The organism is Halobacillus massiliensis (assembly GCF_900166625.1).
Taxonomy (GTDB): domain Bacteria; phylum Bacillota; class Bacilli; order Bacillales; family Halobacillaceae; genus Halobacillus_A; species Halobacillus_A massiliensis.
In genome coordinates this window covers 1,801,263-1,827,941 of record NZ_LT800499.1, presented here as the reverse complement: position 1 = coordinate 1,827,941, position 26,679 = coordinate 1,801,263, and the positions used below count along the sequence as shown (strand labels likewise).

Below are 26,679 nucleotides of genomic sequence, written 5' to 3'. Positions count from 1 at the left end.
ACTTCAATAGAACAACCACCAATAAAAAAACCACTGCCGATTCTGACAGTGGTTTTTAATAGTTTGAAGATGTTATACGCGCTGGTCACTTCCGAAGAAGCTCTTAAACGATTCTACGGCCGTATCACGATAAAGTGCAGCCAGAGAAGTCGTTAAAGGAATTCCTTTCGGACAGGCCTGTACACAGTTTTGTGCGTTTCCGCAGCCCATAATTCCTTCTTCATCCATTATTGTCTGAAGACGTTCACTCTTATTCATCGCTCCTGTTGGATGAGAGTTAAAGAGACGAACCTGGGAAAGTGCCGCCGGACCAATAAAGTCTGATTTACTATTCACGTTTGGGCAAGCTTCCAGGCAAACACCGCAAGTCATACACTTAGATAATTCGTAAGCCCATTGGCGCTTGCTTTCAGGCATTCTTGGTCCTGGTCCAAGATCATACGTACCATCAATTGGAATCCAGGCTTTAACTTTCTTCAAGGAATCAAACATTCGATTACGGTCTACAGCCAGGTCACGCATAACCGGGAATGTAGACATCGGAGCTAACCGGATTGGCTGCTCGAGCTTATCGACTAAAGCTGTACATGACTGTCTTGGCTTGCCGTTAATTACCATTGAACAAGCTCCACATACTTCCTCCAGGCAGCCCATCTCCCAATCTACTGGAGTAGTTGCTTTACCCTCAGCATTCACAGGATTGCGTCGTATTTCCATTAAAGCAGAAATAACGTTCATATTTTTGCGATATGGAATTTCGAAGGTTTCTTCATATGGAGCAGATTCTGGATCATCTTGACGAGTAATAATAAACGTAATCGTTTTATTTTCGCTCATATTGATGAACCTCCTTTATTTCGATTTCGAGTAGTCTCGTTTCCTTGGCTTAATCAACGATGTATCTACAGGTTCGTAAGTGAATACAGGCTGATTGTTCTCTTTATCAAAAGAGGCAATCGTTGTCTTCAGCCAGTCTTCATCATTCCGATCCGGAAATTCAGGTTTAAAGTGGGCTCCGCGGCTTTCATTACGATTGTAAGCACCTTGTGTAATAACACGTGCTAACTGCAGCATATTCCACAGCTGACGCGTAAACATAGCTCCCTGGTTACTCCACCTGGATGTATCATTAATGTTAATACGCTTGAATCTTTCCATTAACTCTACGATTTTTTCATCTGTTTTCAGAAGCTTCTCATTTTCACGGACGACTGTTACATTATCCGTCATCCATTCGCCTAATTCTTTATGAATCTGATAAGCATTTTCGTCTCCGTCCATGCTCATAATTTGTTCAAATTTTTCTTGCTCTTCTTTCACCTTTTGATCGAACAGCGCAGACGTCATTTCTTCTGAAATAGTTTCCAGACCTTCTGTATACTGAACGGCTTTCGGTCCAGCAACCATACCTCCATAAATAGAGGATAGTAAGGAGTTAGCCCCTAAACGGTTACCTCCGTGCTGACTGTAATCACATTCACCTGCTGCAAAAATTCCCGGGATGTTGGTCATCTGGTCAAAATCCACCCATAGACCACCCATAGAATAGTGTACTGCCGGGAAGATCTTCATCGGTACTTTACGTGGGTCTTCCCCTACGAATTTTTCATAGATTTCGATAATTCCGCCGAGTTTAACATCCAAATCTTTAGGATCTTTATGAGACAGGTCCAGGTAAACCATGTTTTCCCCATTAATCCCAAGTTTCTGATTAACGCAGACATCGAAAATTTCACGTGTAGCAATATCACGTGGCACCAGGTTTCCGTAAGCAGGGTATTTCTCTTCAAGGAAATACCAGGGCTCACCGTCTTTGTAAGTCCAAACACGTCCGCCTTCCCCACGAGCTGATTCACTCATTAATCGAAGCTTATCATCTCCTGGGATAGCTGTCGGGTGAATCTGTATAAATTCTCCGTTTGCATATTTGACACCCTGCTGGTATAGTGCCCCGGCAGCAGAGCCAGTATTTATAACAGAGTTGGTAGATTTACCAAAAATGATACCAGGTCCGCCAGTTGCCATAATTACGGCATCGGCAGGAAATGCTTTAATTTCCTGATTTCGAAGGTTTTGACCGATAACCCCTCTGCCTACACCCTTCTCATCTATTATAGCAGAAATAAATTCCCAATTCTCGTATTTAGTTACTAGTCCATTCACCTCATGGCGGCGGACTTGCTCATCAAGAGCATATAATAACTGCTGGCCCGTCGTGGCACCGGCAAATGCTGTTCTATGGTGCTGTGTCCCGCCAAAGCGTCGAAAATCAAGAAGACCTTCCGGCGTACGGTTGAACATAACTCCCATACGGTCGAGCAAATGAATAATTCCTGGTGCAGCTTCACACATGGCTTTAACCGGAGGCTGGTTTGCCAGGAAATCTCCTCCATAAACTGTATCGTCAAAGTGTTCCCACGGCGAGTCTCCCTCACCTTTTGTGTTTACGGCTCCATTAATACCACCCTGAGCACATACAGAGTGAGAACGTTTAACTGGTACTACAGACAGAAGGTCTACATGAACTCCTTGTTCTGCAGCTTTAATTGTCGCCATCAGTCCTGCAAGACCTCCACCGACAATAACTATATTTCGATTACTCATGATTGAACCTCACTCCCTTGCTTTCTATAACGATCATGAATGGTTTTTAGATTCCATAAGCGAATTGAATTAGTGTGCGCACACCAACATAGGTAATGGCAACGAAAACAATCATGCTTACATAAGTCATAATCTTTTGAGAGCGTGGTGAAACTGTAATTCCCCAGCTGACAAAGAATGACCATAAGCCATTAGAAAAGTGGAATGTTGTGGAAATTACTCCTACTATGTAGAACCAGAAAAAGAAAGGATCTGTAAGAATGCCTTCCATAAGCGAATAGTTCAGCTCAGCCCAGCCAAATCCAATAGCAATACGAGTTTCCCACACATGCCATGCAATAAAGATCAGCGTAATTACACCCGTGACCCGCTGCAGGATGAACATCCAATTTCGAAAGTAACCAAAATTCTTAAGGTTACTTTTTGCCGTAAACGCGATATACACTCCATAAATACCGTGAAAAAGCAGCGGTAAAAATATGATAAAGGTTTCCAGGACGTAGCGGTATGGTAAGCTTTCCATAAAATGTGCCGCATTATTAAACGCCTCAGGTCCGCGTGTAGCAAAGAAGTTCACGGTTAAGTGCTGAATAAGGAATATTCCGATCGGAACAACCCCTAATAATGAATGTAATCTTCGGTTAACGTATCCTCGTGTTCCTGCCATGTTTACCCCCCTCAAGATGATAACAAAATTTTTTTGCACATTTCAGACAATAAAGCGCTTTACTATTACGTGAAAAAGATATGAAAATCCCCAAATTTCCATATAAAAACTGAGGAATGTGCAATTTGTAACACGTTTATTGTACTTCTATCGGAGAGGAGCGTCAAGAAAACGAGAGTATAAATTATGGAAAAGACTACATTTGGTCCATATCAATTATTTACTTTGAAACTTGTTGCTAGATTTCCTTATTCGAGCGATAATAGAGAAGCAGAAAGGAATGAGTGTTTTGAAAGAAACAGCTAAGTTAAAGACAGAAAATATTTCATCGCTGGTTGCAACAGGAGCTGGCTACGATCTGCTGAGATACTACACACTCCCAGACTTTCTCGGAAAAGAAGCACCTTATCTGCTTTATTTTATGGGAAAGAATATTGCCCGCGAGACAAAGCTGGAAACCTTTGATGAACTATATGATTTTTATCAGTATATGGGCTGGGGAGAGTTAAAGCTTGTAAAAGAGAAAAAACGAGCCACCACTTTTCACCTGTACGGTCATATAGTGGAGAAACGGTTAACACAGAATATATTCCCTGTTGATTTCAGGCTGGAGTGCGGGTTCTTATCAGAAATTCTCTCCCGGCTGACAAATGATACATATGAATGCATGGAAGAAATACTGCAAAAAGATCGTATAATAGAAATAACAGCAACAAAAGCATAAAAAAGCCGGCTGATTACTCTTCAGCCGGCTCTTCTTCTTTGTTTAAAGTCTCGATAATCGTTTCGGCTACTGGATAAGGCAGCCCCAGCTTAGCCAAATCTCCAGGTACGGCTTCCTTTATATCTTTAACCGATTTAAAATGTTTAAGCAGCATCCGCCTGCGCTTCTGTCCTACACCCGGAATACTATCCAGCTCAGACTGGAGCGCCCCCTTTCCTCTCAGCTGTCTGTGAAAGGAAATGGCAAAGCGGTGAACTTCATCCTGAATTCTCTGGACAAGATAGAATTCCTGTGAGTTACGGTCAAGCGGCACAAGCTCAGGAGGATCCCCATATAAGAGCTCACTCGTTTTATGCTTATCATCTTTCGCTAACCCGCACAATGGCACATCAAGCCCAAGCTCATTTTCCAGGACATCAATCGCTGCAGACATCTGTCCTTTTCCTCCATCAACAACGATTAAATCTGGAAGCGGAAGATTTTCTTTAAGCACTCTCGTATACCTTCTCCGAATAACTTCACGCATTGTATCATAATCATCCGGACCCTCTACATTTTTCACTTTATATTTACGGTACTCTTTTTTATTTGGTTTGCCGTCAATAAAGGCAACCATAGCGGAAACTGGATCCGTTCCCTGTATATTTGAGTTATCAAAAGCTTCAATACGATATGGTGTTTGAATGTTCAATACATTTCCAAGCGTCTCTACCGCTTTAATCGTACGTTCTTCATCTCTCTCAATTAAAGCAAACTTCTCCTCAAGCGCTATTTCCGCATTTTTCATGGCTAATTCCACGAGCTCTTTCTTCCGGCCGCGCATGGGAGTCATTACTTTCGTTTCAATAATTCCTTCAAGCAGCTCTGTTTTTGTTCCGATCGGGACTAAAACCTCTTTAGGAAATAGGTGATTCTGGTGCAGATAAAAACGACCGATATAGCTTAAAAATGAATCTTCGGGATCATCAAAAAATGGAAATAAAGCTACATCCCTTTCAATCAGTTTGCCCTGTCGTATGAAAAAGACCTGGACACACATCCATCCCTTATTATACGAGTACCCGAATATATCACGATCGACTCGATCATTCATCGTCATCTTCTGCTGCTCCATAACAGATTCGATATGCTCAATCTGATCACGAAATTCCTTGGCGCGCTCAAAATCAAGCTTTTCAGACGCTTCGTGCATTTTATTCTTTAAATCATCTTTAATTTCTTTATGTCCCCCTGCTAAAAAAGACGTTATGCTCTGAACAATTTCCTGGTTGGTTTCTTTAGAAACAGGAAATTCACAGGGCCCTAAACATTGATGCATATGGTAATAAAGACAGACCCGGTCCGGCATCGTATTACATTTTCTTAAAGGATAAAGACGGTCTAAGAGCTTCTTCGTTTCTCTTGCTGCGATCACGTTAGGATATGGTCCAAAGTATTTCCCCTTATCTTTCTTTACCTTGCGGGTGACGATTAGCTTTGGGTGCCTTTCAGCAGTTACTTTTAAATAGGGATATGTTTTATCATCCTTAAGCATGACATTGTATTTAGGATCATGCTTTTTAATCAGGTTCATTTCCAGAATAAGCGCTTCTATTTCTGAAGTGGTCACTATATATTCAAAGTCTACAATTTCTCTTACAAGTCTTTGTGTTTTTCCATCATGGGCTCCAGTAAAATAAGAACGGACACGATTTTTTAGAACCTTTGCCTTTCCCACATAAATAATGGTTCCCTGTTTATCTTTCATTAAATAACACCCCGGCTGCCCAGGCAGCACGGCCAGTTTTTCTTTTAATTTGTTATTCATGGTTGCTCACCCCACCCTACTGTGGTTCTTCTAAAAATGTACCACATTTAGGAAATGATATACAGCAAAAAGCCACGCCGTATAGGGCGTGGCTTTTATCTGTCTGTAGATTAAAATTAAGAATGTTTTGTAATTAATTCAGCTAAAGCTTCCTTAGGCTGGAAACCAATAACCTGGTCAACTACTTTTCCATCTTTAAATAGCAGCAGTGTTGGAATACTCATAACACCAAACTTACTGGCAGTTTCCTGGTTCTCATCTACATCAAGTTTTACGATTTTTACTTGATCGCTCATTTCTTCGTCCAGTTCTTCTAGTACTGGAGCAATCATTTTACAAGGTCCGCACCAAGGTGCCCAGAAATCAGCAAGAACTAAACCCTCGCCTGTTTCTTCTGTAAAATTCTGATCAGTAGCTTTAACAAGTGCCATTAAAAATTCCTCCTCGATCATATTCTTTTGATCTGTAATGAGTATATCACTTTATATTTTGACTGACTAACGATTTGTTTATGCGATTAAAAATACAGTTTTGTTCATAATTAAATGGTATTCTTGACACTTCCAATTGGAACCATATGCTTTAACCATCAAAGTTTATCACCAGTACGGGGACTTAAACCAGCAGAGAGAATCTAAAAGGCCAAAGCATTTTCAGCTCTGGCCATTTTTTTATGCATTTACTTTAAGCTGCTTAATCTCGTCCGTCAGCTTAGGTACAACATCGAACAGGTCGCCTACGATCCCGTAATCTGCTACATTAAAGATGTTTGCTTCAGGATCCTTATTAATCGCAACGATTACCTTGGAGTTTGACATCCCTGCCAAATGCTGAATAGCACCTGAAATCCCGCATGCAATATATAAGTCAGGTGTCACAACTTTACCCGTCTGACCAATTTGCAGTGAATAATCACAGTATCCTGCATCACACGCTCCACGGGAAGCACCGACGGTTCCTCCGAGAACATCAGCCAGTTCTTCCAGTGGTCCAAATCCTTCGGCACTTTTCACTCCACGTCCACCAGCTATGATTACTTTAGCTTCGGATAAATCAACACCTTCAGAGGATTTACGAAGAATATCCTTAATCACCGTACGGATATTCTGTATAGATACATCCCTATGATCGACATTTCCAGAACGAGTGTCATCTCGAGTATCGGCCGGAATATTATTTGGACGAATGGTTGCAAAGACAATGCCGTCCGTAATTTCTTTCTTCTCGAACGCTTTACCTGAATAAATCGGCCGGGTAAACACCACTTGACCACCTTCAACCGATACTTCAGTTGCATCTGAAATTAATCCGGATTCTAAACGGCTGGCCAGCTTAGGCGCTAAATCTTTCCCCATTGATGTATGACCCAAAATAATTCCTTCAGGGTTTTCCTCATCCAGCAAGGATTGAATGGCCTGCCCATAACCATCTGATGTATACGTTTTCAATTCTTCATTTGCTAAAGCAATCACACGATCCGCACCATAATAGATCATTTCCTGACCCATTTCTTTAAGGTTATCCAAACCGCAAAGAACACCGACCACTTCGCCGCCATCACTGATTTTCTTTCCAGCAGCAATCGCTTCAAAAGTTACGTTTCTAAGAGATCCTTCACGGGCTTCCCCAATTACTAATATTTTTTTACTCATTATCCTAACTCTCCCTTCTCTTTATTAAAGAACTTTCGCTTCTGTTTTAAGCAAGGATACCAATTCCTTCACCTGTTCATCTGTATCACCTTCAAGAACTTTTCCTGCCTGTTTTTCAGGTGGAAGAAAAATATCAATCGTTTTTGTTTTAGGCTCTACCTCATCTTCTTCTAAATCAAGATCATCAATTTCCAGCTCTTCCAGCGGCTTTTTCTTCGCTTTCATAATCCCCGGCAGTGATGGATATCTCGGCTCATTAAGCCCTTGCTGACAAGTGACTAATAGGGGAAGAGTAGTGTCAACTTTCTCTACATCTCCTTCCACATCACGTTCAATATGGACTTCTGAACCCTCCACTTCAATTTTAGTTATCGTAGTTACACATGGGATATCAAGGCGCTCTGCCAATCTTGGCCCAACCTGTCCGCTCGCTTCATCAATCGCTACATTTCCGCCAAGAATAATGTCTACTTCTTTATCTTCAAAGTAAGCTTCTAAAATTTTAACAGTAGTGTATTGATCTCCTTCTTCAAGATCGTCTTCTGTATTAATGAGTACGGCTTTATCCGCCCCCATCGCAAGAGCAGTTCTTAGCTGCTTCTCGGCATCTTCCTCGCCAACAGTAACAACAGTAACTTCCCCGCCATGTTCATCACGCAATTTAATTGCTTCCTCGACTGCGTACTCATCATAAGGGTTAATAATAAACTCTGCGCCTTCCTCGTCAATACGGCCTCCGCCGATAGAGATCTTTTCTTCTGTGTCAAACGTACGTTTCATTAAAACATAAATGTTCATATAAGATTCCTCCTGTTCTATTGGTCTCTAAACACTGGTTTCCTTTTTTCTATAAAAGCCTGTACCCCTTCTTTAGCATCTTCATTGGCAAAAACCTCACCAAACGCCTTTGCTTCCTGCTCCATTCCTTCAAAAAGCTGAGGAGTGTGGGCATAGGGAATCAGCTTCATAATCTCATGGATAGTCGGGCCGCTTTTAGATATCATTTTACTGATTTGTTTGTTTGCTTCTTCAAAAATTTTCTCTTCAGGGAAGCTTGCTGTAGCTAACCCGCAGGCAGCAGCCTCTTGTCCGGAAATTGGAGTGCCGGTTAGAATCATTTCATAAGCTTTATCTGTTCCTACATAACGCGGCAGACGCTGTGTACCTGCAAAACCCGGGATAATACCTAAGGTTAATTCAGGAAGCCCCAGCTTCGCATTGTCAGCAACATAACGGATATGGCAGGCCATCGCCAGTTCCAGGCCGCCGCCTAATGCCGCTCCATGAATAACCGCAATCACCGGGATATGGAAGCTTTCAATTCGATTAAAAAGCTCCTGGCCTTTCTTTGCAAGTCCTCCTGATCCTGAAGAATCCTGAAACGAAGTAAATTCTTTAATATCAGCTCCTGCTGAAAAGAATCTCCCTTCTCCTTTAAGCAAAACCCCTTTGATTTCCTTATTCTGTTCAATTTGATCAAGCTCGTGTGATAAATCTTTTAAAATATGGCTCGATAATGCATTTGCCGGCGGGCTGTCTATCGTAATTTCTGCTAATGCCCCGTTCAGCTGAACTTTCATCGTAGACACTGACACTCACTCCTTATGATCGAGACCGGGCCAGTCCATTGACGATAAAACTATGGACGTCTTCTGCCTGTTCTTCTAAGTTATAGCGCTGATCCTTCATAACCCAATTTGTTACCGTTTCATCCATCATCCCAAAAATCAGCTGACGAACAAGCCGGCGGTTCAGGTTATCCCGAAACAGCTCTTCACGAATACCTTCTTCCACGATATTGTCGATCACAGCCAAATAACGCTTTAACACATTATTTATTTTGGTGCGCAGTTCCTTGTTCGACTGACGCAGTTCCAGCTGTGTAACAATAGCTAAGTGATGATCGGCAGCCAGCTGCTTAAAATGCGTTTCAATCAGTGTAAGCAGTTTTTCTTCAGCTGACTGCCTTGAAGTGGTCTCGTATTCAATTCTTTCAATGAACTGACCCATTTTGTCTTGAAATAGTGATACTAAAATATCTTCTTTGTTCTTAAAGTAAAGATAAATGGTACCATCCGCCACTCCCGCTTTTTTAGCAATCTTTGAAACTTGCGAAGAGTGATATCCATTTTCAGCCATAACGACAACTGCTGCTTCGATGATTTGTTTGTATTTTGGTTTGTTTTTATTCACGTGTAATCCCTGCCTTTGCCAAAAATGAATGAATGGTCATTCATCTATTATATTACAGTCCAAAAATTACACTGTCAATAACTTTTCCTAGGAATTCTGTAAAGGTTTAGATTCTTCGATCTTTTTTCTTTCTTCTTCCACCAGTGTACGACGTAAAATTTTTCCGACCGCCGTTTTTGGTAACTCAGCTCTGAATTCATAAATTCTAGGGACCTTGTAGGCTGCCATATTTTTTCTGCAAAATTCATTGAGTTCCTCTTCAGTAATTTCACTGTTCGGTTTTTTAACGATAAAAGCTTTGACTGTCTCTCCACGGTACGGATCAGGGACGCCGATAATAACAGCCTCTTGAACAGCCTCGTGTTCATAAAGCACCTCTTCGACTTCGCGTGGGTAAATATTATAACCGCCTGCTATGATCATATCTTTCTTGCGATCCACAACGTAAAAGTAACCTTCTTCGTCCATATAACCCATATCGCCCGTACGGAACCAGCCGTCTTCACTTAAGACCTCTTCTGTATCTTCTTTTCTCTTCCAGTAACCCTTCATCACTTGCGGTCCTTTAACTGCAATTTCGCCAATTTCACCAACATCCGCAGCATCATCCGTTCCCATTTTTATAACTTTTGCATCAGTGTCAGGCCATGGTACTCCAATACTGCCGCTAATGCGATTCGTCCAGATAAAGTTGGAGTGTGTAACCGGAGAAGTTTCTGTAAGTCCATATCCTTCTACGAGTTTTCCTCCTGTTACTCTCTCGAATTGTTCCTGTACTTCTACAGGCAGAGGAGCAGATCCGCTCAGACATGCTTCGATTGATGAGAGATCATATTTCTTGAGGTCCGGATGATTCAGCAGGGCTATATAAATAGTAGGGGCTCCCGGGAAAAGGGTAGGTTTCTGCTTTTCAATGATCTTTAATACATCAAGAGGTTCAAATTTCGGCATAAGAACCATTCGGTTTGTCATCATGACTGATAAGTTCATCACGGCCGTCATTCCATATACATGAAAGAATGGCAGGATGGCAAGTACTGTTTCTTTTCCTCTTTCACATTTATAAAGCCATTTTACGGACATCTGTGTGTTTGCTACAAGGTTAAAATGTGTTAGCATCACACCTTTAGGAAATCCCGTGGTTCCGCCTGTGTACTGAAGAAGCGCTAAATCCTCTTTAGGATTCACTTCTACCGGCTTTACTTCTCCACTGCTTTCTTTCATAAGATGATACCATAAATGAGTATCCGTCGTACGTTCGGGTTTAATAAGCATTTGATACTGTTTTCTTTGAATGAACGGATAGATTTTATTTTTTGGAAATGGAAGATAATCTTTGATTCCTGTCACAATTACGTGTTCGAGCTGAGTAGCTGACTTAATATGAGCTACTTTAGGATAAAGAATATCGAGACAAAGAATCATTTTTGCTTCCGAATCCTTTAATTGGTATTCGAGTTCTCTTTCCATATATAATGGGTTCGTCTGGACGACCACTCCTCCCGCCATCAGTACTCCGTAATAGGCAATAACCGATTGAGGACAGTTAGGCAGCATAATGGATACACGGTCACCTTTTACTAAACCAAGCTTTTGCAGGTAGCCAGCAAGTTTTCTTGCATCCGTGTATACCTCTTCATAGGTCAATTCCTTCCCCATAAAATAAAGCGCTTTCTTTTTTGGGTAATCTAACGCGCTTTCTTTTAAATAATCGTGCAGAGGTTTTTCATCATAGGTTAAATTGACAGGTATTTCTGGCGGATAATGTTTTTGCCAAGGACGTGATTCATTGACCATACTCGATTCCCCTCCCACCTTTTTATACTTACATTATAACTGTATTTGCAAAAAATTTGAAATATTAATTAAATGTGCGTAATTTACCAAGAGGTTAGTCCTATTTTAAATAGCTTCTTAGAAGGCTGGTGTCTAGTTCGTAGCAGTAAAGTGGCTCGCCAACTCCCAGCCAAAGGCACAAAGTTTCCATTGATTTTTCTCTATTTTGAATTAGTAAAAGCCTTTTCCTTTATCTCGTTTGGAGAAAAGTGGCTGGGAAATCACTCGCTTTCCGCAGGGAACTGGTGAGCTAGCTCGTTGTACTCGTGGTCTCCCTTGGCTCTTTTCTCTGCAGGAGTCTAACCGTTATTTTCTTATACCTTATGAGTTTGAATAGAGAATGGGCTGTCCCGTTTATCGAGTATGAAAAAAGCGGCTGGGAAATAGCTCGCTTTCCGCGGGGAGCTGGTTAGCTAGCTCGTTGCACTCGTGGTCTCCCTTGGCTCTTCTCTCTGCAGGAGTCTAACCGTTATTTTCTTATACCTTATGAGTTTGAATAGAGAATGGGCTGTCCCGTTTATCGAGTATGAAAAAAGCGGCTGGGAAATAGCTCGCTTTCCGCGGGGAGCCGGTGAGCTAGCTCGCTGCACTCGCGGATCTCACCATGGCTCTATCTCCCTGCAGGAGTCTCACCATTTCCCAGCCTCTTTATCGACGATGGTATGAACGGAACGCTGTATTTTTAGTAACTACTCTACAGGAAAAAGTCTCTTCTTACTCAGTGTTCCGTTAGTCCAAAAAACATAAAGGGCCAGGGGGAAATGAGTCGGTTCCCCGGGTCCGTATCTCTTAAGGAAGGCAAACAGAACTGCCTGTCTAACTTGCTCCTGATGGGCGAAAATGTCCTGCGAAAAACAGAAAACGCGTGAAATCTGATGCAAAGACCAGGATTTCACGCGTTATTTGATTTCTTTGTCTAAAAGCAGGATCATTAAATCTTCTAACTTAAGGTAATGTCTTTTAATAATTTAAATTAAAGAATGACCATATAAATGACGCCTACAATGACAAATACAGCTGAGACAACCATTAATATTTTTGCCAGTGTTTCCACCATAAGCCCCCTTACTTAATGTTGGCCCCTATAACATAGGAGAGACCTACGGATATAACTAAAGATATAAACCCTACCGCACGGTTATCATTCGAGATTTCATCATCAATTTTAAAAGATGGAGTCAAAAACTCGAAAATGAAATAACCGAGCAGAAGGAGGATAAAACCAAAGAATCCCCATCCCATTGATTCAAGAAGTGAATCATTATGCTCGATGGAATAGCGAAAAATATTAGCGATACCAAAAATTTTACCGCCAGTAGCCATAGCAACCGCTAAGTTTCCGTTTTTCACTTCGTTCCAGTTGTTATATTTCGTAACTATTTCAAAAATCGTCATGAAGAGGATTAAGCATAAAACAGCTACACTATAACTGGCAGCTGTTTCAACATAAACGTTTTCCCAGAACCCTGTCATACTCGTGCACTCCCTGTGTGTAGATTATTTAAACTCTAACACTGTTACTCCGCTTCCACCTTCATTCATGCCGCCGGCTCTGTAAGAGGAAATTGAACGGTGGTTTTTCGCATAGCTTTGTACAGCATTACGCAAAGCCCCTGTACCTTTTCCGTGGATTATGGAAACTTTTGGATAGTTGGCTAATAAGGCGTCATCTACATATTTCTCCAGCATGTTCAACGCGTCTTCGTAACGTTCTCCCCGCAGGTCCAGCTCTGTTTTCACGTGATGGGCTTTCCCTTTAACGGTAGCCATAGGTTTTTCTTTATAAGGCTGTTTAGCTTTGACAAATTCAAGATCATCTCGTTTTGCTTTGACTTTCAAAACTCCAAACTGAACTTGATATTCATTACTGCTTGTCTTATCTAAAATGACACCTTGCTGGTTCAGAGTCATATGCTTGACTTCATCACCCGGTTTAAGATCCTTATCCTTACTAGAAGGACTTTGTGCTTTTGACTTACCCTCTTTCTTCGTAAGCTGCGGCTGAGCTTCTTCCAATGATTTACGAGCTTCAATCCATTCGTGCTCTTTCATTCCTGCTTCGTTCTTCATTTTGCGAATCTCACTGACAATTCGCTCAGCCTCATGCCTGGCATTCTCAATTGCTTTCTCTGCTTTAGCTTCAGCCTTTTGATAAAGCTTTTCCTTCTTCTCTTCCAACTGCTGCCACTGTGTCTGAATATCCAAATGCAATTTTTCCGCATCTTCCAATGTCTTTTGTGCCTCTTTGTAATCACGCTCAGCTTCTCTTGTAGACTCTTCAAGAGAAGCGATCATATTCTCGACACTTTGCGAATCAACACCTACCTGCTGCTTAGCTGTATGAATAATGTCTTCAGAAAGTCCAAGCCTTCTTGATATTTCAAAAGCATTACTTCGACCAGGGACCCCGATTAATAACCGATACGTCGGCCTTAATGTCTGAATATCAAATTCAACGGAAGCGTTAATAACCCCTTCACGATTATAGCCGTACGCCTTCAATTCAGGATAGTGTGTCGTGGCGATCACCCGGGCTTTACGGGCTACAACTTCATCCAGAATCGACATCGCTAAGGCTGCACCTTCCTGTGGGTCAGTACCTGCTCCGAGCTCATCAAAGAGTACAAGCGTCTTATCATTGACGTGTTTAAGAATTTCCACAATATTCGTCATATGTGATGAAAAGGTAGATAAACTTTGCTCAATTGACTGTTCATCGCCAATATCTGCATAAACCTGTTCGAATACGGCTAATTCACAACCGTCCAGTGCAGGAACCTGCAAACCAGACTGAGCCATTAGCGTAAATAAGCCGACAAGTTTTAAAGTAACTGTCTTACCCCCGGTATTGGGTCCGGTAATCACAATTGAAGTAAATTCGGTGCCGATTTCAATATCGTTTGGTACCACTTCTTCCGGGTCGATAAGCGGATGCCGGGCCTGCTGCATTTTTATCCTGCCTTCATTGTTCATCTTCGGCATGGAAGCTTTCATTTTTTGGCCGAGTTTAGCTCTCGCAAACATAAAATCTACGGCAGCTAAAATATCCACGTTATGACGGAGCTCACTTTCTTCTTCAGCAATGTTCTGAGAAAGCTCCGTAAGAATTCGTTCGATCTCCCGTTTTTCATCAACTCGTGCCTGTTGCAGCTGATTATTCACTTCAACTACGGCCTGGGGTTCCATAAACAATGTAGCACCTGAGGAAGATTGATCATGAACAATCCCGCCAATCGATCCTCTGCTTTCCTGCTTAACCGGCAGGACATAACGGTCATTACGAATGGTCACAATGGCGTCAGAAAGCATACTCGCTTTAGATTTCATCAAACTATCCAGTTTGTCCCTTACTCTGCTTTCATACGTACGGATTCTTGAACGAATCGTCCGCAGTTTATCAGAGGCTCCGTCCATAACTGTTCCATTTTCATCAATACAGTTTTTTATTTGTCTCTCTAATTCACTCAGCGGCCATAATTCGCCGATTAATCCTCTTAAAATTGGGAGTTCCGGTTCTTCCATATCTTCAATAAACCTTCGCAGCTGTCGTCCACCGTATATCGTACTGGCAATATCAAGGCATTCCAGAGCACTTAAGACACCACCAATAGATGTGCGTTTTAAGCTCGGTTTAATGTCAAAGATTCCACCCAATGGAATATGGCCTTTTAAACACAGTACCTGAGCGGCTTCATCCGTTTCCCTCTGCATGCGGACCACTTCTTCAAGATCTGTTGATGGTTTTAGAAATTCGGCTTCCTGCTTGCCAAGTGAAGATGCTGCCTGTTCAGTCAGCTGGTCTATTATTTTTTTATATTCTAAAACCTTCAGGATTCGTTGATTCATTTAAAGATCTCCTTTACGTGCGCTTAATCCCAAGCCGCTTCTTCAGCTGTTCTGCGGTTAATGTATTAATCACAGATTCCTTCTTCAGCCAGCCTTTTCGAGCAGACCCTACACCGATTTCCATATGTTCGAGCATAGGATAGCTGTGGGCATCTGTATTAATTGCGATTTCCACACCTGCTTCCTGGGCTTTTCTAACCCATTCAGAACTTAAATCCAGACGGTTTGGATTGGCATTTAATTCTAAAACAGTTCCCGTTTCTTTCGCGCCTTGAATAAGTTTCTCTATATCTAAGGCGTAGCCGTCTCTTCGACCTATTAAACGGCCCGTCGGATGGGCAATCATATGAACATAAGGGTTTTCAAGAGCATTGAATAAGCGTTTCATAATTTTTTCTTTCGATTGAGTAAAGCTTGAATGAATCGAGCCGATAACCCAATCCATTTCTTGTAGAAAATCATCACTGAAATCAAGTGAACCATCAGGAAGAATGTCCATTTCGATTCCGGCAAAAATGTGAAAGTCCTTAAACTCATCATTTAATTTATCGATTTCTTCACGCTGCTTTCTCAATCTCTTTTCGTCTAATCCGTTAGCCACCCGTAAAAACTTCGAGTGATCAGTTATTGCAATATAACCATAGCCTTTATCCTGACTTCTAAAAGCCATTTCTCTAATCGACTGAGCCCCATCACTCCACGTAGAGTGCATGTGGAGATCTCCTCGTATATCCTTGAGCTCAAGCAAATTCACTTCTTCCTTAAAAGCTTCCACTTCACCTGTATTTTCTCTTACTTCTGGCGGAATATAATTTAAACCGAAGTGCTGGAAGAAATCCTTTTCAGTTTTAAAGGTCTTTATTTCCCCTGTTTCTGTGTTTTCAATTCCGTATTCACTGATCTTCTCATTTCTTTCCTTCGCCAGCTGCCTCATTGTTACATTATGATCCTTTGACCCAGTGAAGTGATGGAGAGTCGTTATAAATTCTTCCGGTGCAACAATCCGAAAGTCGATGCCAATATCATATCCTTCATTGACAATCAGGGAAACTTTAGTTTCCCCTGAAGCTACAACTTCTTTTATATCGGAATATTGGAGCAGCTGATCTCGAACCGCAGGAGGATCGTTGGAAGCAATAATAAAATCGAGGTCTTTAATCGTCTCCTTCATTCGACGAACACTTCCAGCCTGGGAATATCTCTTAATAGAAGAAAGACCACTTAAATATTCTTCTATTTTCTGAGCAAGCGGCAGCATGATCGCAATTGGAAGCCTTTCCGGTCTTGTTCCTGCTTCTTCAAGACTTTTCAGCATTTTTTCAGCTGACTTTTTTCCAAACCCTTCAAGTTCTTCCACTTTACCTGTTTCCAAAGCTTCTTTTAAGGTTTCCGCATCTGTTACCCCTAACTGCTGGTAAAGCTTTGCCAGTTTTTTGCCGCCAAGTCCCGGCAGATTAAGAAGCGGGACAAGTCCTGCCGGCACTTCAGCTTCAAGCTGACGCAGAGTTTCTGAAACACCATGTTCTACAAACTCTTCAATTACCGAAGCTGTCCCTTTTCCAATGCCTTTCATCTTTGTAAAATCATCAATTTCCGTGAGGGAGCGGTCATCTTCTTCCAGAGCTCCCGCCGCCTTTCGGTAGGCAGTTATTTTAAAAGGGTTTTCCCCTTTAAGTTCTAAGTAAATTGCAATCTTTTCCAGCAGTTTTACAACTTCTTTTTTATTTACAGTCATCATGATTTCCACCTTTCATTATCCTAAGGCTTATATTTAAAACCAGCCGGGGTCATGAAAAAGAGCCGCCATGATCTAATCATAGCGGCTCCGTTCTGATTCATATCATACCTGCCACTTGTTCAATCCATATTTTCTTTAATTGCGCAGATAATACAGGTGTATGGTCTATCATGAACTGCGCGAGGAAAGAGCCGTCAATAGCGTTCTGTACAGAAGCTACTGGTAAGAGAGCCGCGATATAAAGCAGTAAAAAGAGTACGATATAACGCTGTATAAAACCCAGAATACCGCCAAGAAGGCCGTTAATCGAGCTTAAGACAGGCAGCTCTGTAACAAAATCCAACATGGAAGCGATGATTTGGAGAATTATTTTCACACCAAAAAAAATGATCGCAAAAGCAATTACATTATAAAAAGCGGCTTCAAGTGGAAGGCTTTCCAGAAATACAGCCCATGAAGCATCCTGGGGAAGATTTGGATAAGGTATCCATAATACTAAACGCGGTGCTAGATCATCATAAAAAAGCACACCGATCACAAAAGCAACTATAAATCCAATCAAATGAAATACTTGAAGAACGAATCCTCTCTTGAATCCTGTAAAAATACCTAAAAGTAAAAGCAAAATTATTATAATATCAATCATTGTTATTGTTTTCCTCTTTCTCTATTGTTTCGATATAATTCATAAGCTCTGTACATTCTTCTTTCAGCTTTATGTACTCACTCATAGTATTTACCGCAGTTAAGACCGCCAATCTGCTTACATCGAGTGATCGATTGGCTTCCTGAATTTCCTTCATTTTCTGATCGACTAGGTTAGATACCATCCGGATATGGTGTGGTTCTTCCTGTCCTACTATAGTATAAGGCCGATTATGAATTTCAACGGTTATTCGCTGGCGTTTTTTATCAGACTGGGACACACCCATACCCCCTCTACTTTCTATTATCCTACGCTTAATAGTAACATGAAGCCAAACGAATAGGAAACTATTACGTATTCTTTCTATTTGACCCCTATTTTATTTGCTATACTAAGGCTAATGATTATAAAAAGGAAGGAAATACATATGCCACAAGTTGTACTTAAACTTTCCAGACAGAAGATAGACGATATAAAGAAACATTACGAATCATCTTTAACAAACACTCCGGCTCATGCCGTATTTGCAGCCAAAACACCGGGCTGCACCATTACTGCCTATCCTTCAGGAAAAGTTTTATTTCAGGGAAAGGATCCTGAAACAGAGGCAGGAAAGTGGGGCTCCCCCTCTAAAGATAAGCCTGAAGCTAAAAGCAAGACTGTTCATAAGTACCATCCACCGGAAAAGTTATTCAGCCAGTCCCATATTGGTTCCGATGAAGCAGGGACTGGAGACTTCTTCGGTCCGATTACCGTCGCCGCCGCGTACGTAAAAGAACACCAAATCGGCCAGCTTAAAGCGATCGGTGTTAAAGACTCTAAACACCTTTCCGACCCTCAAATTAACGAGCTGGCAAAACAAATACTCGAAATGAAAATCCCCTACAGCCTGATGCGGCTGAACAATACGAAATATAATGAATGGCAGAAAAAAGGATGGACTCAGGGGAAAATGAAGACCCTCCTTCATGATAAAGCGCTCGAGACCCTCCTGGCTAAAATAGCTCCGGAAAAACCATCCGGAATCTTAGTGGACCAGTTTTCACAGCCAGATGTATACAAAAAGCACCTGGCTTCACAGGGACGGAAGCTTCAGGAGAATATCTATTTTATGACTAAAGCCGAAAGCTACTCAATTGCTGTTGCTGTCGGTTCAATCATTGCTCGGTCCAGCTTTGTAAAGGCAATGAACCAGATAGAGATGGATATAGGCCTTCCGATTCCAAAAGGAGCCTCCTCTAAAGTTGATCAGGCTGCAGCAAGAATTATAGAGGCTTACGGAGAGGGAAAATTACATGAAATTGCAAAAGTTCATTTTGCCAATAAAGATAAAGCAATAAAACTAGTGAATAAACGCTGATTAGAGGCTCTATTTATAAAAGAGGCTCCCTTCCCGGCTTGGCTGGAAAGAGAGTCTCTTTTTTTCTATATAACAAAAAGAAGCGAGCACAAAGGCAGTGACCCCGGAAGTAAGTTATTCAATCTAAACTTTTTTCGGAAAAACAATACCTATTGGCTCGCTTTTTTATTAACCTCTTAACTCAGCATTATGCTTAACTTTAACCGCCTGCAAAATCTCATTATGTTTTCCTTCTACTTCTTCATCCTTCAGTGTTCTTGCTGGATCAAGATAGATTAGATTAAAGGCTAATGATTTCTTGCCTGCTTCTAAATGTTCTCCCTGATATACATCAAAGACAAGCACGTCTTTCACAAGAGGCTCTCCTGTCTCACGTATAGTTTTTTCAATAGTTCCTGCTTCAATTTCTTCATCAACAACAAGGGCAACATCCCTGCTGACACTTGGGAATCTAGGAATATTGTCAAAGCTTTCTTCTTTACTGTAAAGTTCAAGAAGTTTCTCAGCATTCAACTCAAATACATAGGTTTCTTTTAACCCTTTTTCTTTTTGAAGTCGAGGGTGAATCTGTCCTAAGAAACCGATCACTTCACCAGCAGCTTTTATAAATGCCGTACGGCCAGGGTGCATATCCTGGAGCTTGGCTTTTTCAAAATCGATTTCTAATCCCAGCTTTTCAGCCAGGCCTTCTACAATCCCTTTTACCACAAAGAAGTCAACGGGTTTCTTTTCCTGCTGCCAGGGATGAGATACCCATTCACCTGTTAACACACCAGCGGCTCGAAGAACTTCTTGAGGCTGTTTCGTTACCTTCTCTTCTTTACTGATAAAAACTGTTCCTATCTCATAGTAAGCAATATCAGTTTGTTTACGGGCCACGTTATAGGCCGCAGAGTTCAGCATTTCAGGGAGCAGACTTAAGCGCAGGTGACTGTGATCTTCACTCATCGGCATAGCCAGGTTCACAGCAGATTTTGCTCGATCTTTTACATCTTTACTTACCAGCATGGAAGCCTCATTTTCACTCGTCAGAGAATAAGTGATCACTTCATTCAACCCTGCACCTTCAAAGTATGCTTTCATCCGTCGCTTAAGCAGCTGTTGCTGGGATAGCCCTCCTGCCTGTGAAGCTCCGCTTGGAAGTGTAAATGGAAGATTGTCATACCCATAAATACGAGCTATCTCTTCCAGCATATCTTCAAAAATAACTACATCGCCGCGGCGTGTTGGTACTGTGATTGTGAAATCATCTTCCTTCTGCTTATATCCAAATTGCAGCCGATCCAGGATATTGGCAATTTCATTAGGCGAAATTTCAGTTCCCAGGCGATCGTTAATTGTGTTTGTGTTAATTTCCACTGTTTTTTCAGCACGATCAAGAGTATCAAAACTTACTACACCATCAAGTACAGTAGCCCCTGCATACTTTTGAAGAAGTTCGCAGGCTCTAACTCCCGCCTTTTCCACACGGTTAGGGTCTACCCCTTTCTCAAAGCGTGTGCTGGCTTCACTTCTAAGTCCGTGATCTTTAGCAGACTGCCTGACATTTGCCGGGTTAAAGTAAGCAGCCTCTAATAATATGGTTGTCGTATCTTCCTGGACTTCAGATTGAGCTCCTCCCATTACACCGGCGATAGCATGAGCTTTTTCCCCGTTTGTAATCACGAGATGTTCGTTCGTCAGTACACGTTCCTGGTCATCCAGTGTAACGATTATTTCACCGTCACGAGCACGGCGCGTTACGACCTTAGCAGAACCAAAACGGTCATAATCAAAAGCGTGCAAAGGCTGACCATATTCAAGAAGCACGTAGTTTGTGATGTCGACTACGTTATTAATTGGACGGATGCCGGCTGCTGTTAAACGGTTTTGCATCCATAAAGGAGACTTTCCTACTTTTACATCTTTAACAATAAAAGCTCCATAATAGGGGTTAGCCTCCGGGTCTTCTACATCCACCTCTATAAGAGATGCTGCCTTTTCTGAAGAAGACTCCGCTTCTTTAGTTTCGAGCTTATAGGAACGATTAAGAGCAGCTGCTGTTTCATAAGCCACGCCCGCCATGCTTAAGCAGTCCGCACGGTTAGGAGTTAAGCCAAGTTCAATAATAATGTCATCCAAGTTAAGAAGAGAAACTGCATTTTCTCCAATCTGAACATCATCCGGGAAAACATAAATTCCATCTTGAAACTCTTTTGGTACATCTTTTTCATCTACGCCCAGCTCTTGCAGGGAGCATACCATACCATTTGAGACTTCTCCACGCAGTTTCGTTTTCTTAATCTTAAAATTCCCAGGCAGCACAGCACCTGGCACCGCTACCGGAACTTTCTGCCCCCTGGCAATATTCGGAGCCCCGCACACAATTTGAAGCTTTTCCTCGCCGACATCGATTTGGCACAGTGACAGCTTATCTGCATTTGGATGCTGTTCACAGGACTCTACATAGCCTACAACTACCCCTTTTACAGATTCTGCGACCGCTTCTACACTTTCAACTTCAATCCCGGTTTTCGTTATAATTTCAGCTAAATCTTCCGGTTTATAATCACTTACATCAATTAATTCATTTAACCAATTTAATGATACTAACATCGATTTTCCTCCTCTACGCCTTATGATATTGCTTTAAGAATCTCTTGTCATTTGTATAGAAGTTACGGATATCGTCGACTCCATATTTCAACATGGCGATACGCTCAGGACCCATTCCAAATGCGAAACCTGAATATTCCTTCGGATCGTAGCCTGCCATTTCCAACACATTGGGATGTACCATACCAGCACCAAGGATTTCGATCCAACCTGTGCCTTTACATACTGAACAGCCTTTTCCTCCACAAACTTTACAGGAAATATCCATTTCTACAGATGGCTCTGTGAAAGGAAAGAAGCTGGGACGAAGGCGAATTTCTCTCTCAGCTCCAAACATCTGCTTGGCGAAAGCGTTGAGTACGCCTTTTAAATCACTCATTCGCACATGCTTATCTACCAGCAGACCCTCAATTTGCGTAAATTGATGAGAATGGGTCGCATCGTCCGTATCACGTCTGTAAACTTTACCAGGACAGATCATTTTCACGGGCTCGTTCCCATTTTTAAGCCCCATCGTTCTGGCTTGCACCGGTGAGGTATGAGTTCTGAGCAAAAGTTCCTCTGTAATGTAAAAAGAATCCTGCATATCACGTGCCGGGTGGCCTTTAGGAAGGTTTAATGCTTCAAAATTATAATAGTCCGTTTCCACTTCAGGTCCTTCTTTAATTTCAAAACCCATCCCGATAAATAAATCTTCAATTTCTTCTACAATGCTGGTCAGCAGGTGAGGACCTCCTGTTTGAACAGGACGACCTGGCAGTGTTACATCAATACTTTCACTTTCCAACTGCTTTTCCAGAGCTTCTTCTTCCAGGCGATTCTGTTTTGCTTCGATCGCCTGCGCAATTTCTTCCCTTACTTCATTGGCCAGCTGACCAATGACCGGGCGTTCTTCTTTAGAAAGCTTCCCCATGCCCCGAAGCACTTCGGTAATTGGACCTTTTTTTCCTAAGTATTGAACCCGTATATCCTTTAAAGACTGAACTTCATTCGCTTGATTCACTTTCTGTATTGCTTCTTCTTTTAATTCCTGCAAACGTTCCTTCATTTATATTTCCTCCTTTAATATAAAAATAAAAAAGCCTCATCCCTAAAAAGGGACGAGACTTTACGTTTCGCGGTACCACCCTTGTTGACACAAAAAGTGCCCACTTTGGTTTAAATAACGGACAAATATCCGGGCGCTTTAAGCGCCAGCTCCAGAGTGAAAGTTCAAGTATGGCCACGATAGAAATGCTCTCAGTCAAACGGCATTTCCTCCCTAAATCGATCATGCTATACTTTACTGGCTCTTTCTTCGCTGTTTACAATATAACTTCCATTATTATAGAGAATGTACGGAGACAATGCAACCCTATCCTTTAAAATGATACATTAGAATACCGCCGGCAATCGCTACATTTAAAGATTCTGCCTGTCCATAAATAGGAATAAACACCTGCTCTGTTGAAAGCTGTAAGTAGGCATCAGCAATCCCCTGACCTTCATTTCCAAGCAGCAGTGCAGCCGATGAAGAAGGCTCGATTTCCTTAAACGCCTTCGCTCCTTCCAGTGCTGCTGCATAAACAGGGATACCGTCATCTATCAGCTTCGGGATAACATCTTCTAATTCTCCCTGAAGAACAGAAAGGTGAAACAGTGAGCCCTGCGTAGCGCGGACTGTTTTTTCATTATAGACATCTACTGTTCCTTTGCCGAGGATCACCTGTTTAAATCCGGCGGCATCAGCGGTACGAATTAACGTTCCTAAATTCCCCGGGTCCTGTATGGAATCAAGCAGGAGGGTATAAGGTTCGTTTTTAAAGGTAAGTTCCTTTTTTTCAATAACAGCAGCAATCCCTTGAGGAGTTTCTGTATCTGATGCCTCTTTAAATACCTGCTCACTGACAAGGATTATGGAACCATTAACTTTATTATGCAGTTGACCTTCATAGCCCTCACTCACAATGACTTCTACCATAGTCCAATCACTTTGAGCAGCCTCCTCGACCAAATGCTCCCCTTCAATGATAAAACGGCGAAGCTTATTGCGGTATTTACGGGTTTTTAATTTTTTCCATTCTTTCACTTTAGCATTTTGAGTTGATGTAATCATATATAAACAGCCTCTATTCATCTAATTTCCTATTCATCATACATAGCCTTATCATATTTGGTCAAACTAAACCTAATTCAATATGGAGGTATACAACCATGGACTTAAATTTAAGACAAGCGATTCTTTCTAATGTTTCCGGTCATAGCGTAGAAGAGCTCCAGGCTACCATTGATGATGCAATGGCAAGAGGAGAAGAGAAGATGCTTCCTGGTTTAGGAGTATTCTTTGAACTGCTATGGAAAGAATCTGGAGACCAAGACCGCGAAGAAATTCTTGAAACTTTAGAAAAAAGTTTGGCCCAGTAATCGAAAAAAGCATCCTTTTAAAAGGATGCTTTTCTCTATTAATTAAATGTAATTTCTTTTACCGTTTTATCGTCCAGCCGCTTAATCACTTCTACGATCAGTCTCACAGCATTTTCAAAATCATCACGGTGCAGCATCGCAGCATGTGAGTGAATATAGCGGGTAGCAATCGTAATAGATAAGGCAGGAACTCCATTATGAGTTAAATGGATGGCACCTGAATCTGTTCCCCCGCCAGCCAGTGAATCGAATTGATATGGGATTTCCTGTTCTTCTGCGGTATCAACCACAAAGTCACGAAGCCCTTTGTGAGAGACCATGGAAGCATCGTAAAGAATAATCTGCGGACCTTCTCCCATTTTACTGGAAGCATCTCTGTCTGAAATACCTGGTGTATCCCCGGCAATTCCAACATCAACTCCAAATGCAATATCCGGATTGATTAAATTGGCTGAAGTCCTTGCTCCGCGAAGACCTACTTCCTCCTGCACAGTACCTACACCATATACGACATTAGGATGTTTTTCACCTTTTAACTGCTTCAGTACCTCAATAGCAATTGCACATCCAATTCGGTTGTCCCACGCTTTAGCAAGAAGCATCTTTTCATTTTTCATCTGCGTAAATTCAAAATAAGGCACAATGGCATCTCCTGGGGTAACACCAAATTCCTTCGCTTCCTCTTTACTGGAAGCTCCAATATCAATAAACATGTCTTTAATGTCTACTGATTTTTTACGCTGGTCTACCGGAAGAATATGTGGAGGCTTGGAACCAATAATTCCTGTTAAATCCCCTTGACGAGTCATGATTGTTACACGCTGTGCCAGCATTACCTGGCTCCACCAGCCGCCTACCGGCTGAAAATAAATGTAGCCGTTATCGTCAATCCGTGTGACCATAAAGCCTACTTCATCCAGGTGGCCCGCTACCATAATATGTGGACCTTTTTTATTACCGATCTTCTTAGCAACAAGACTGCCAAGATTATCTGTATACACTTCATCTGCGTATGGGGAAATGTAGCGGCTCATCACTTCTCTAGGCTCTTTCTCATTGCCAGGAATGCCTTTAGCATCTGTTAAATCCTTTAGCATTTGCAAAGTATTTTCTAGTTTCGCCATATGTATTTTCCTCCTTAAAGTTACTCCTCTTTTATTATATATCTATTCTGAAGAATTACAAAATTTTCCCCTCTAATACCCTTCTTCCTGCCTTTGATAATTTACTTTATTCTTTTCCATGTATGCTTGCTTTAAGTCTTCTTCATGTAAGCTGAGTGAATTCCCAAGATTTAAATAGGTGTTGAAAACATTGTGATATGTTTTCTCATTTTTTTTCTGTTTAAAATCGTTAATAGTAGTGTACACCTCTAAAAAAGAATGAGTGGGAGATTTTGGATGTATACTCTCCTCCTTCTCAGGCTTGTAGCGGAAACCTAAATCTAATCCAAGCGACAGGATAAAGTGAAGACCATCAACATATTCTTCTAGGATGACAGGTTTCGGACTGGCTGCCTTAGCGCTCCAAAACTTAAAACATCTTGTTTCATTAGCAAGCTCACCTATCTCTACCAGTAAGGCTAATATTTTATCATCTACTACATTTTCTCCTTCAAGCTGCTGTGCTTTCATAATATGACTGTCCAGTTGTCCCTGCATCTCGTAAAACTCTGTCCAATTCATTTAATTCCCTCCTAAAAAAACTCTATAATAAATGTATCATTTTTTGAAACAAATGAAGAGGAAAGAACGTATAAGAATTATGAACTCCAAAAATAGGGAGAGAATTGCGATGTTAATGATTGTATTACTTAGAATCTTACTGATAGCAGCTACAGTGTTAATTATATATACCGTAATTCAATTCATGATGAATCCAAGGCGAAAGCTGGACAAAGCTCACGACCAGAGGGAATATTACCTGCTTGATGATACAGAAAATATTAAGCAGAACTTCTTACTAACGTATAAAGGAATTATGTTTGAGGGAGAAAAATATTTAGGTACTACAGAAGAAAGTTTTGAAGTGTTAACCATTTATGTATCTGCCCGTCAGCCTGAACGACTAAAAGGTTTAGAAAGAAATGATCTCTATTTCATGGAAGAAAAAATTCTTCAGCGGTATCCTTTCGCAAAAATTGAATGGAAAAATCCAATCAACCGTTTAAATGTACAGCCGGTCTCTACCGATAAGGATTAATTTTATTTAGGAAGCGGGTTCCGTTAGCATAATTATAGAGCACCGGACCAGTGGGAAACGATTCGCTTTCCATGGGCGAACGGTGAGCTTCCTCGGCTTTTAGCCCTCCGGGACCTCACCCTGTTCTATCCTCCCATAGGAATCTCGCCGTTTCCCCCCGCCCTTTATGTTTTTTAGAGTAACGGAACATTGAGTAAGAAAAAAACTATTTCCTGTAGAGTAGTTACTAAAAATACAGCGTTCCGTTCATACCATCGTCGATAAAGAGGCTGGGAAATGGTGAGACTCCTGCAGGGAGATAGAGCCATGGTGAGATCCGCGAGTGCAGCGAGCTATTTCCCAGCCGCTTTTCTCCGTACTTGATAAACGGAACAGGTCTTTCTCTGAGAAGAATGAATATGAAGCA

General features: G+C 41.5%; 24 protein-coding genes and 1 other annotated feature. Of the genes, 4 read left to right on the top strand and 20 right to left on the bottom strand.

The features are described 5' to 3' along the window. Positions 1 to 72: 72 nt before the first annotated feature. The 3 genes from sdhB to B7E06_RS09000 are packed head-to-tail and all read right to left on the bottom strand — an operon-like array spanning position 73 to position 3,271. The gene (sdhB, locus tag B7E06_RS09010) at positions 73 to 837 is read right to left on the bottom strand and encodes a succinate dehydrogenase iron-sulfur subunit (RefSeq protein WP_082233660.1); all 765 of its coding nucleotides are present in this window, start codon (positions 835 to 837) and stop codon (positions 73 to 75) included. 15 nt (positions 838 to 852) lie between these two features. After that, positions 853 to 2,604, bottom strand: a complete 1,752-nt coding sequence (gene sdhA / locus B7E06_RS09005) for a succinate dehydrogenase flavoprotein subunit (protein ID WP_082233659.1) — start codon at positions 2,602 to 2,604, stop codon at positions 853 to 855. A 46-nt stretch (positions 2,605 to 2,650) separates the two neighbouring features. Continuing rightward, on the bottom strand, positions 2,651 to 3,271 hold the full coding sequence (locus B7E06_RS09000) for a succinate dehydrogenase cytochrome b558 subunit (protein ID WP_082233658.1): 621 nt from the start codon (positions 3,269 to 3,271) through the stop codon (positions 2,651 to 2,653). A 280-nt stretch (positions 3,272 to 3,551) separates the two neighbouring features. Here B7E06_RS09000 and B7E06_RS08995 point away from each other — a divergent pair, with 280 nt between their 5' ends. Beyond that, on the top strand, positions 3,552 to 3,995 hold the full coding sequence (locus B7E06_RS08995; protein WP_082233657.1) for a DUF2507 domain-containing protein: 444 nt from the start codon (positions 3,552 to 3,554) through the stop codon (positions 3,993 to 3,995). Positions 3,996 to 4,008: 13 nt separating this feature from the next. Here B7E06_RS08995 and uvrC read toward each other — a convergent pair whose 3' ends face one another. The 12 genes from uvrC to zapA form a co-directional block, all read right to left on the bottom strand. Beyond that, positions 4,009 to 5,802 (bottom strand): excinuclease ABC subunit UvrC, encoded by a 1,794-nt coding sequence (uvrC, locus tag B7E06_RS08990; protein WP_082233656.1) that lies wholly within the window; start codon positions 5,800 to 5,802, stop codon positions 4,009 to 4,011. A gap of 116 nt (positions 5,803 to 5,918) precedes the next feature. After that, positions 5,919 to 6,233: a thioredoxin gene (gene trxA / locus B7E06_RS08985; RefSeq protein WP_082233655.1), complete on the bottom strand. Its 315-nt coding sequence runs from the start codon at positions 6,231 to 6,233 to the stop codon at positions 5,919 to 5,921. Positions 6,234 to 6,473: 240 nt separating this feature from the next. Further along, complete coding sequence (locus tag B7E06_RS08980) at positions 6,474 to 7,454, bottom strand: electron transfer flavoprotein subunit alpha/FixB family protein (protein WP_082233654.1); 981 nt, start codon at positions 7,452 to 7,454, stop codon at positions 6,474 to 6,476. A 24-nt stretch (positions 7,455 to 7,478) separates the two neighbouring features. Then, positions 7,479 to 8,252, bottom strand: a complete 774-nt coding sequence (locus tag B7E06_RS08975; RefSeq protein ID WP_082233653.1) for an electron transfer flavoprotein subunit beta/FixA family protein — start codon at positions 8,250 to 8,252, stop codon at positions 7,479 to 7,481. Positions 8,253 to 8,269: 17 nt separating this feature from the next. After that, the gene (locus B7E06_RS08970) at positions 8,270 to 9,043 is read right to left on the bottom strand and encodes an enoyl-CoA hydratase (RefSeq protein ID WP_082233652.1); all 774 of its coding nucleotides are present in this window, start codon (positions 9,041 to 9,043) and stop codon (positions 8,270 to 8,272) included. 13 nt (positions 9,044 to 9,056) lie between these two features. Beyond that, positions 9,057 to 9,647, bottom strand: coding sequence for a fatty acid metabolism transcriptional regulator FadR (locus B7E06_RS08965; RefSeq protein ID WP_082233651.1), 591 nt, complete (start codon positions 9,645 to 9,647; stop codon positions 9,057 to 9,059). Positions 9,648 to 9,734: 87 nt separating this feature from the next. Further along, the gene (locus B7E06_RS08960) at positions 9,735 to 11,444 is read right to left on the bottom strand and encodes an AMP-binding protein (protein ID WP_082233650.1); all 1,710 of its coding nucleotides are present in this window, start codon (positions 11,442 to 11,444) and stop codon (positions 9,735 to 9,737) included. A 1,104-nt stretch (positions 11,445 to 12,548) separates the two neighbouring features. Next, positions 12,549 to 12,956 carry a DUF350 domain-containing protein gene (locus tag B7E06_RS08950; protein WP_082233648.1) on the bottom strand — a complete coding sequence of 136 codons (408 nt, stop codon included), beginning with the start codon at positions 12,954 to 12,956 and terminating at the stop codon, positions 12,549 to 12,551. 24 nt (positions 12,957 to 12,980) lie between these two features. Beyond that, the gene (locus B7E06_RS08945; protein ID WP_082233647.1) at positions 12,981 to 15,329 is read right to left on the bottom strand and encodes an endonuclease MutS2; all 2,349 of its coding nucleotides are present in this window, start codon (positions 15,327 to 15,329) and stop codon (positions 12,981 to 12,983) included. Positions 15,330 to 15,342: 13 nt separating this feature from the next. Continuing rightward, positions 15,343 to 17,067: a DNA polymerase/3'-5' exonuclease PolX gene (gene polX, locus B7E06_RS08940; protein ID WP_179134026.1), complete on the bottom strand. Its 1,725-nt coding sequence runs from the start codon at positions 17,065 to 17,067 to the stop codon at positions 15,343 to 15,345. A 97-nt stretch (positions 17,068 to 17,164) separates the two neighbouring features. Next, positions 17,165 to 17,713 (bottom strand): CvpA family protein, encoded by a 549-nt coding sequence (locus B7E06_RS08935; protein ID WP_082233645.1) that lies wholly within the window; start codon positions 17,711 to 17,713, stop codon positions 17,165 to 17,167. Beyond that, positions 17,706 to 17,993 carry a cell division protein ZapA gene (zapA, locus tag B7E06_RS08930; protein WP_082233644.1) on the bottom strand — a complete coding sequence of 96 codons (288 nt, stop codon included), beginning with the start codon at positions 17,991 to 17,993 and terminating at the stop codon, positions 17,706 to 17,708. The genes B7E06_RS08935 and zapA overlap by 8 nt, the downstream gene beginning before the upstream one ends. A 147-nt stretch (positions 17,994 to 18,140) precedes the next feature. On the opposite strand from zapA, the gene rnhC reads away from it, so the two are divergent. Then, the gene (gene rnhC / locus B7E06_RS08925; protein ID WP_082233643.1) at positions 18,141 to 19,073 is read left to right on the top strand and encodes a ribonuclease HIII; all 933 of its coding nucleotides are present in this window, start codon (positions 18,141 to 18,143) and stop codon (positions 19,071 to 19,073) included. A gap of 168 nt (positions 19,074 to 19,241) precedes the next feature. Here rnhC and pheT read toward each other — a convergent pair whose 3' ends face one another. The 3 genes from pheT to B7E06_RS08910 form a co-directional block, all read right to left on the bottom strand. Continuing rightward, positions 19,242 to 21,668, bottom strand: coding sequence for a phenylalanine--tRNA ligase subunit beta (pheT, locus tag B7E06_RS08920; RefSeq protein ID WP_082233642.1), 2,427 nt, complete (start codon positions 21,666 to 21,668; stop codon positions 19,242 to 19,244). Positions 21,669 to 21,681: 13 nt separating this feature from the next. Beyond that, positions 21,682 to 22,716 carry a phenylalanine--tRNA ligase subunit alpha gene (gene pheS / locus B7E06_RS08915; RefSeq protein ID WP_082233641.1) on the bottom strand — a complete coding sequence of 345 codons (1,035 nt, stop codon included), beginning with the start codon at positions 22,714 to 22,716 and terminating at the stop codon, positions 21,682 to 21,684. Positions 22,717 to 22,761: 45 nt separating this feature from the next. Further along, positions 22,762 to 22,975: a binding site (T-box leader), on the bottom strand. Between the two features lie 47 nt (positions 22,976 to 23,022). Continuing rightward, positions 23,023 to 23,763: a TrmH family RNA methyltransferase gene (locus tag B7E06_RS08910; protein ID WP_082233640.1), complete on the bottom strand. Its 741-nt coding sequence runs from the start codon at positions 23,761 to 23,763 to the stop codon at positions 23,023 to 23,025. Between the two features lie 98 nt (positions 23,764 to 23,861). Between B7E06_RS08910 and sspI the strand changes: the two genes are divergently transcribed. Beyond that, complete coding sequence (gene sspI / locus B7E06_RS08905) at positions 23,862 to 24,071, top strand: small acid-soluble spore protein SspI (protein ID WP_082233639.1); 210 nt, start codon at positions 23,862 to 23,864, stop codon at positions 24,069 to 24,071. A gap of 38 nt (positions 24,072 to 24,109) precedes the next feature. Here sspI and B7E06_RS08900 read toward each other — a convergent pair whose 3' ends face one another. Together B7E06_RS08900 and B7E06_RS08895 are read right to left on the bottom strand one after the other, a co-directional pair. After that, positions 24,110 to 25,195 carry a M42 family metallopeptidase gene (locus B7E06_RS08900; RefSeq protein WP_082233638.1) on the bottom strand — a complete coding sequence of 362 codons (1,086 nt, stop codon included), beginning with the start codon at positions 25,193 to 25,195 and terminating at the stop codon, positions 24,110 to 24,112. Positions 25,196 to 25,267: 72 nt separating this feature from the next. Then, the gene (locus tag B7E06_RS08895) at positions 25,268 to 25,756 is read right to left on the bottom strand and encodes a dUTP diphosphatase (RefSeq protein WP_082233637.1); all 489 of its coding nucleotides are present in this window, start codon (positions 25,754 to 25,756) and stop codon (positions 25,268 to 25,270) included. A gap of 109 nt (positions 25,757 to 25,865) precedes the next feature. Here B7E06_RS08895 and B7E06_RS08890 point away from each other — a divergent pair, with 109 nt between their 5' ends. Beyond that, on the top strand, positions 25,866 to 26,273 hold the full coding sequence (locus tag B7E06_RS08890) for a sigma-w pathway protein ysdB (RefSeq protein WP_082233636.1): 408 nt from the start codon (positions 25,866 to 25,868) through the stop codon (positions 26,271 to 26,273). The last annotated feature ends 406 nt before the right edge of the window (positions 26,274 to 26,679 follow it).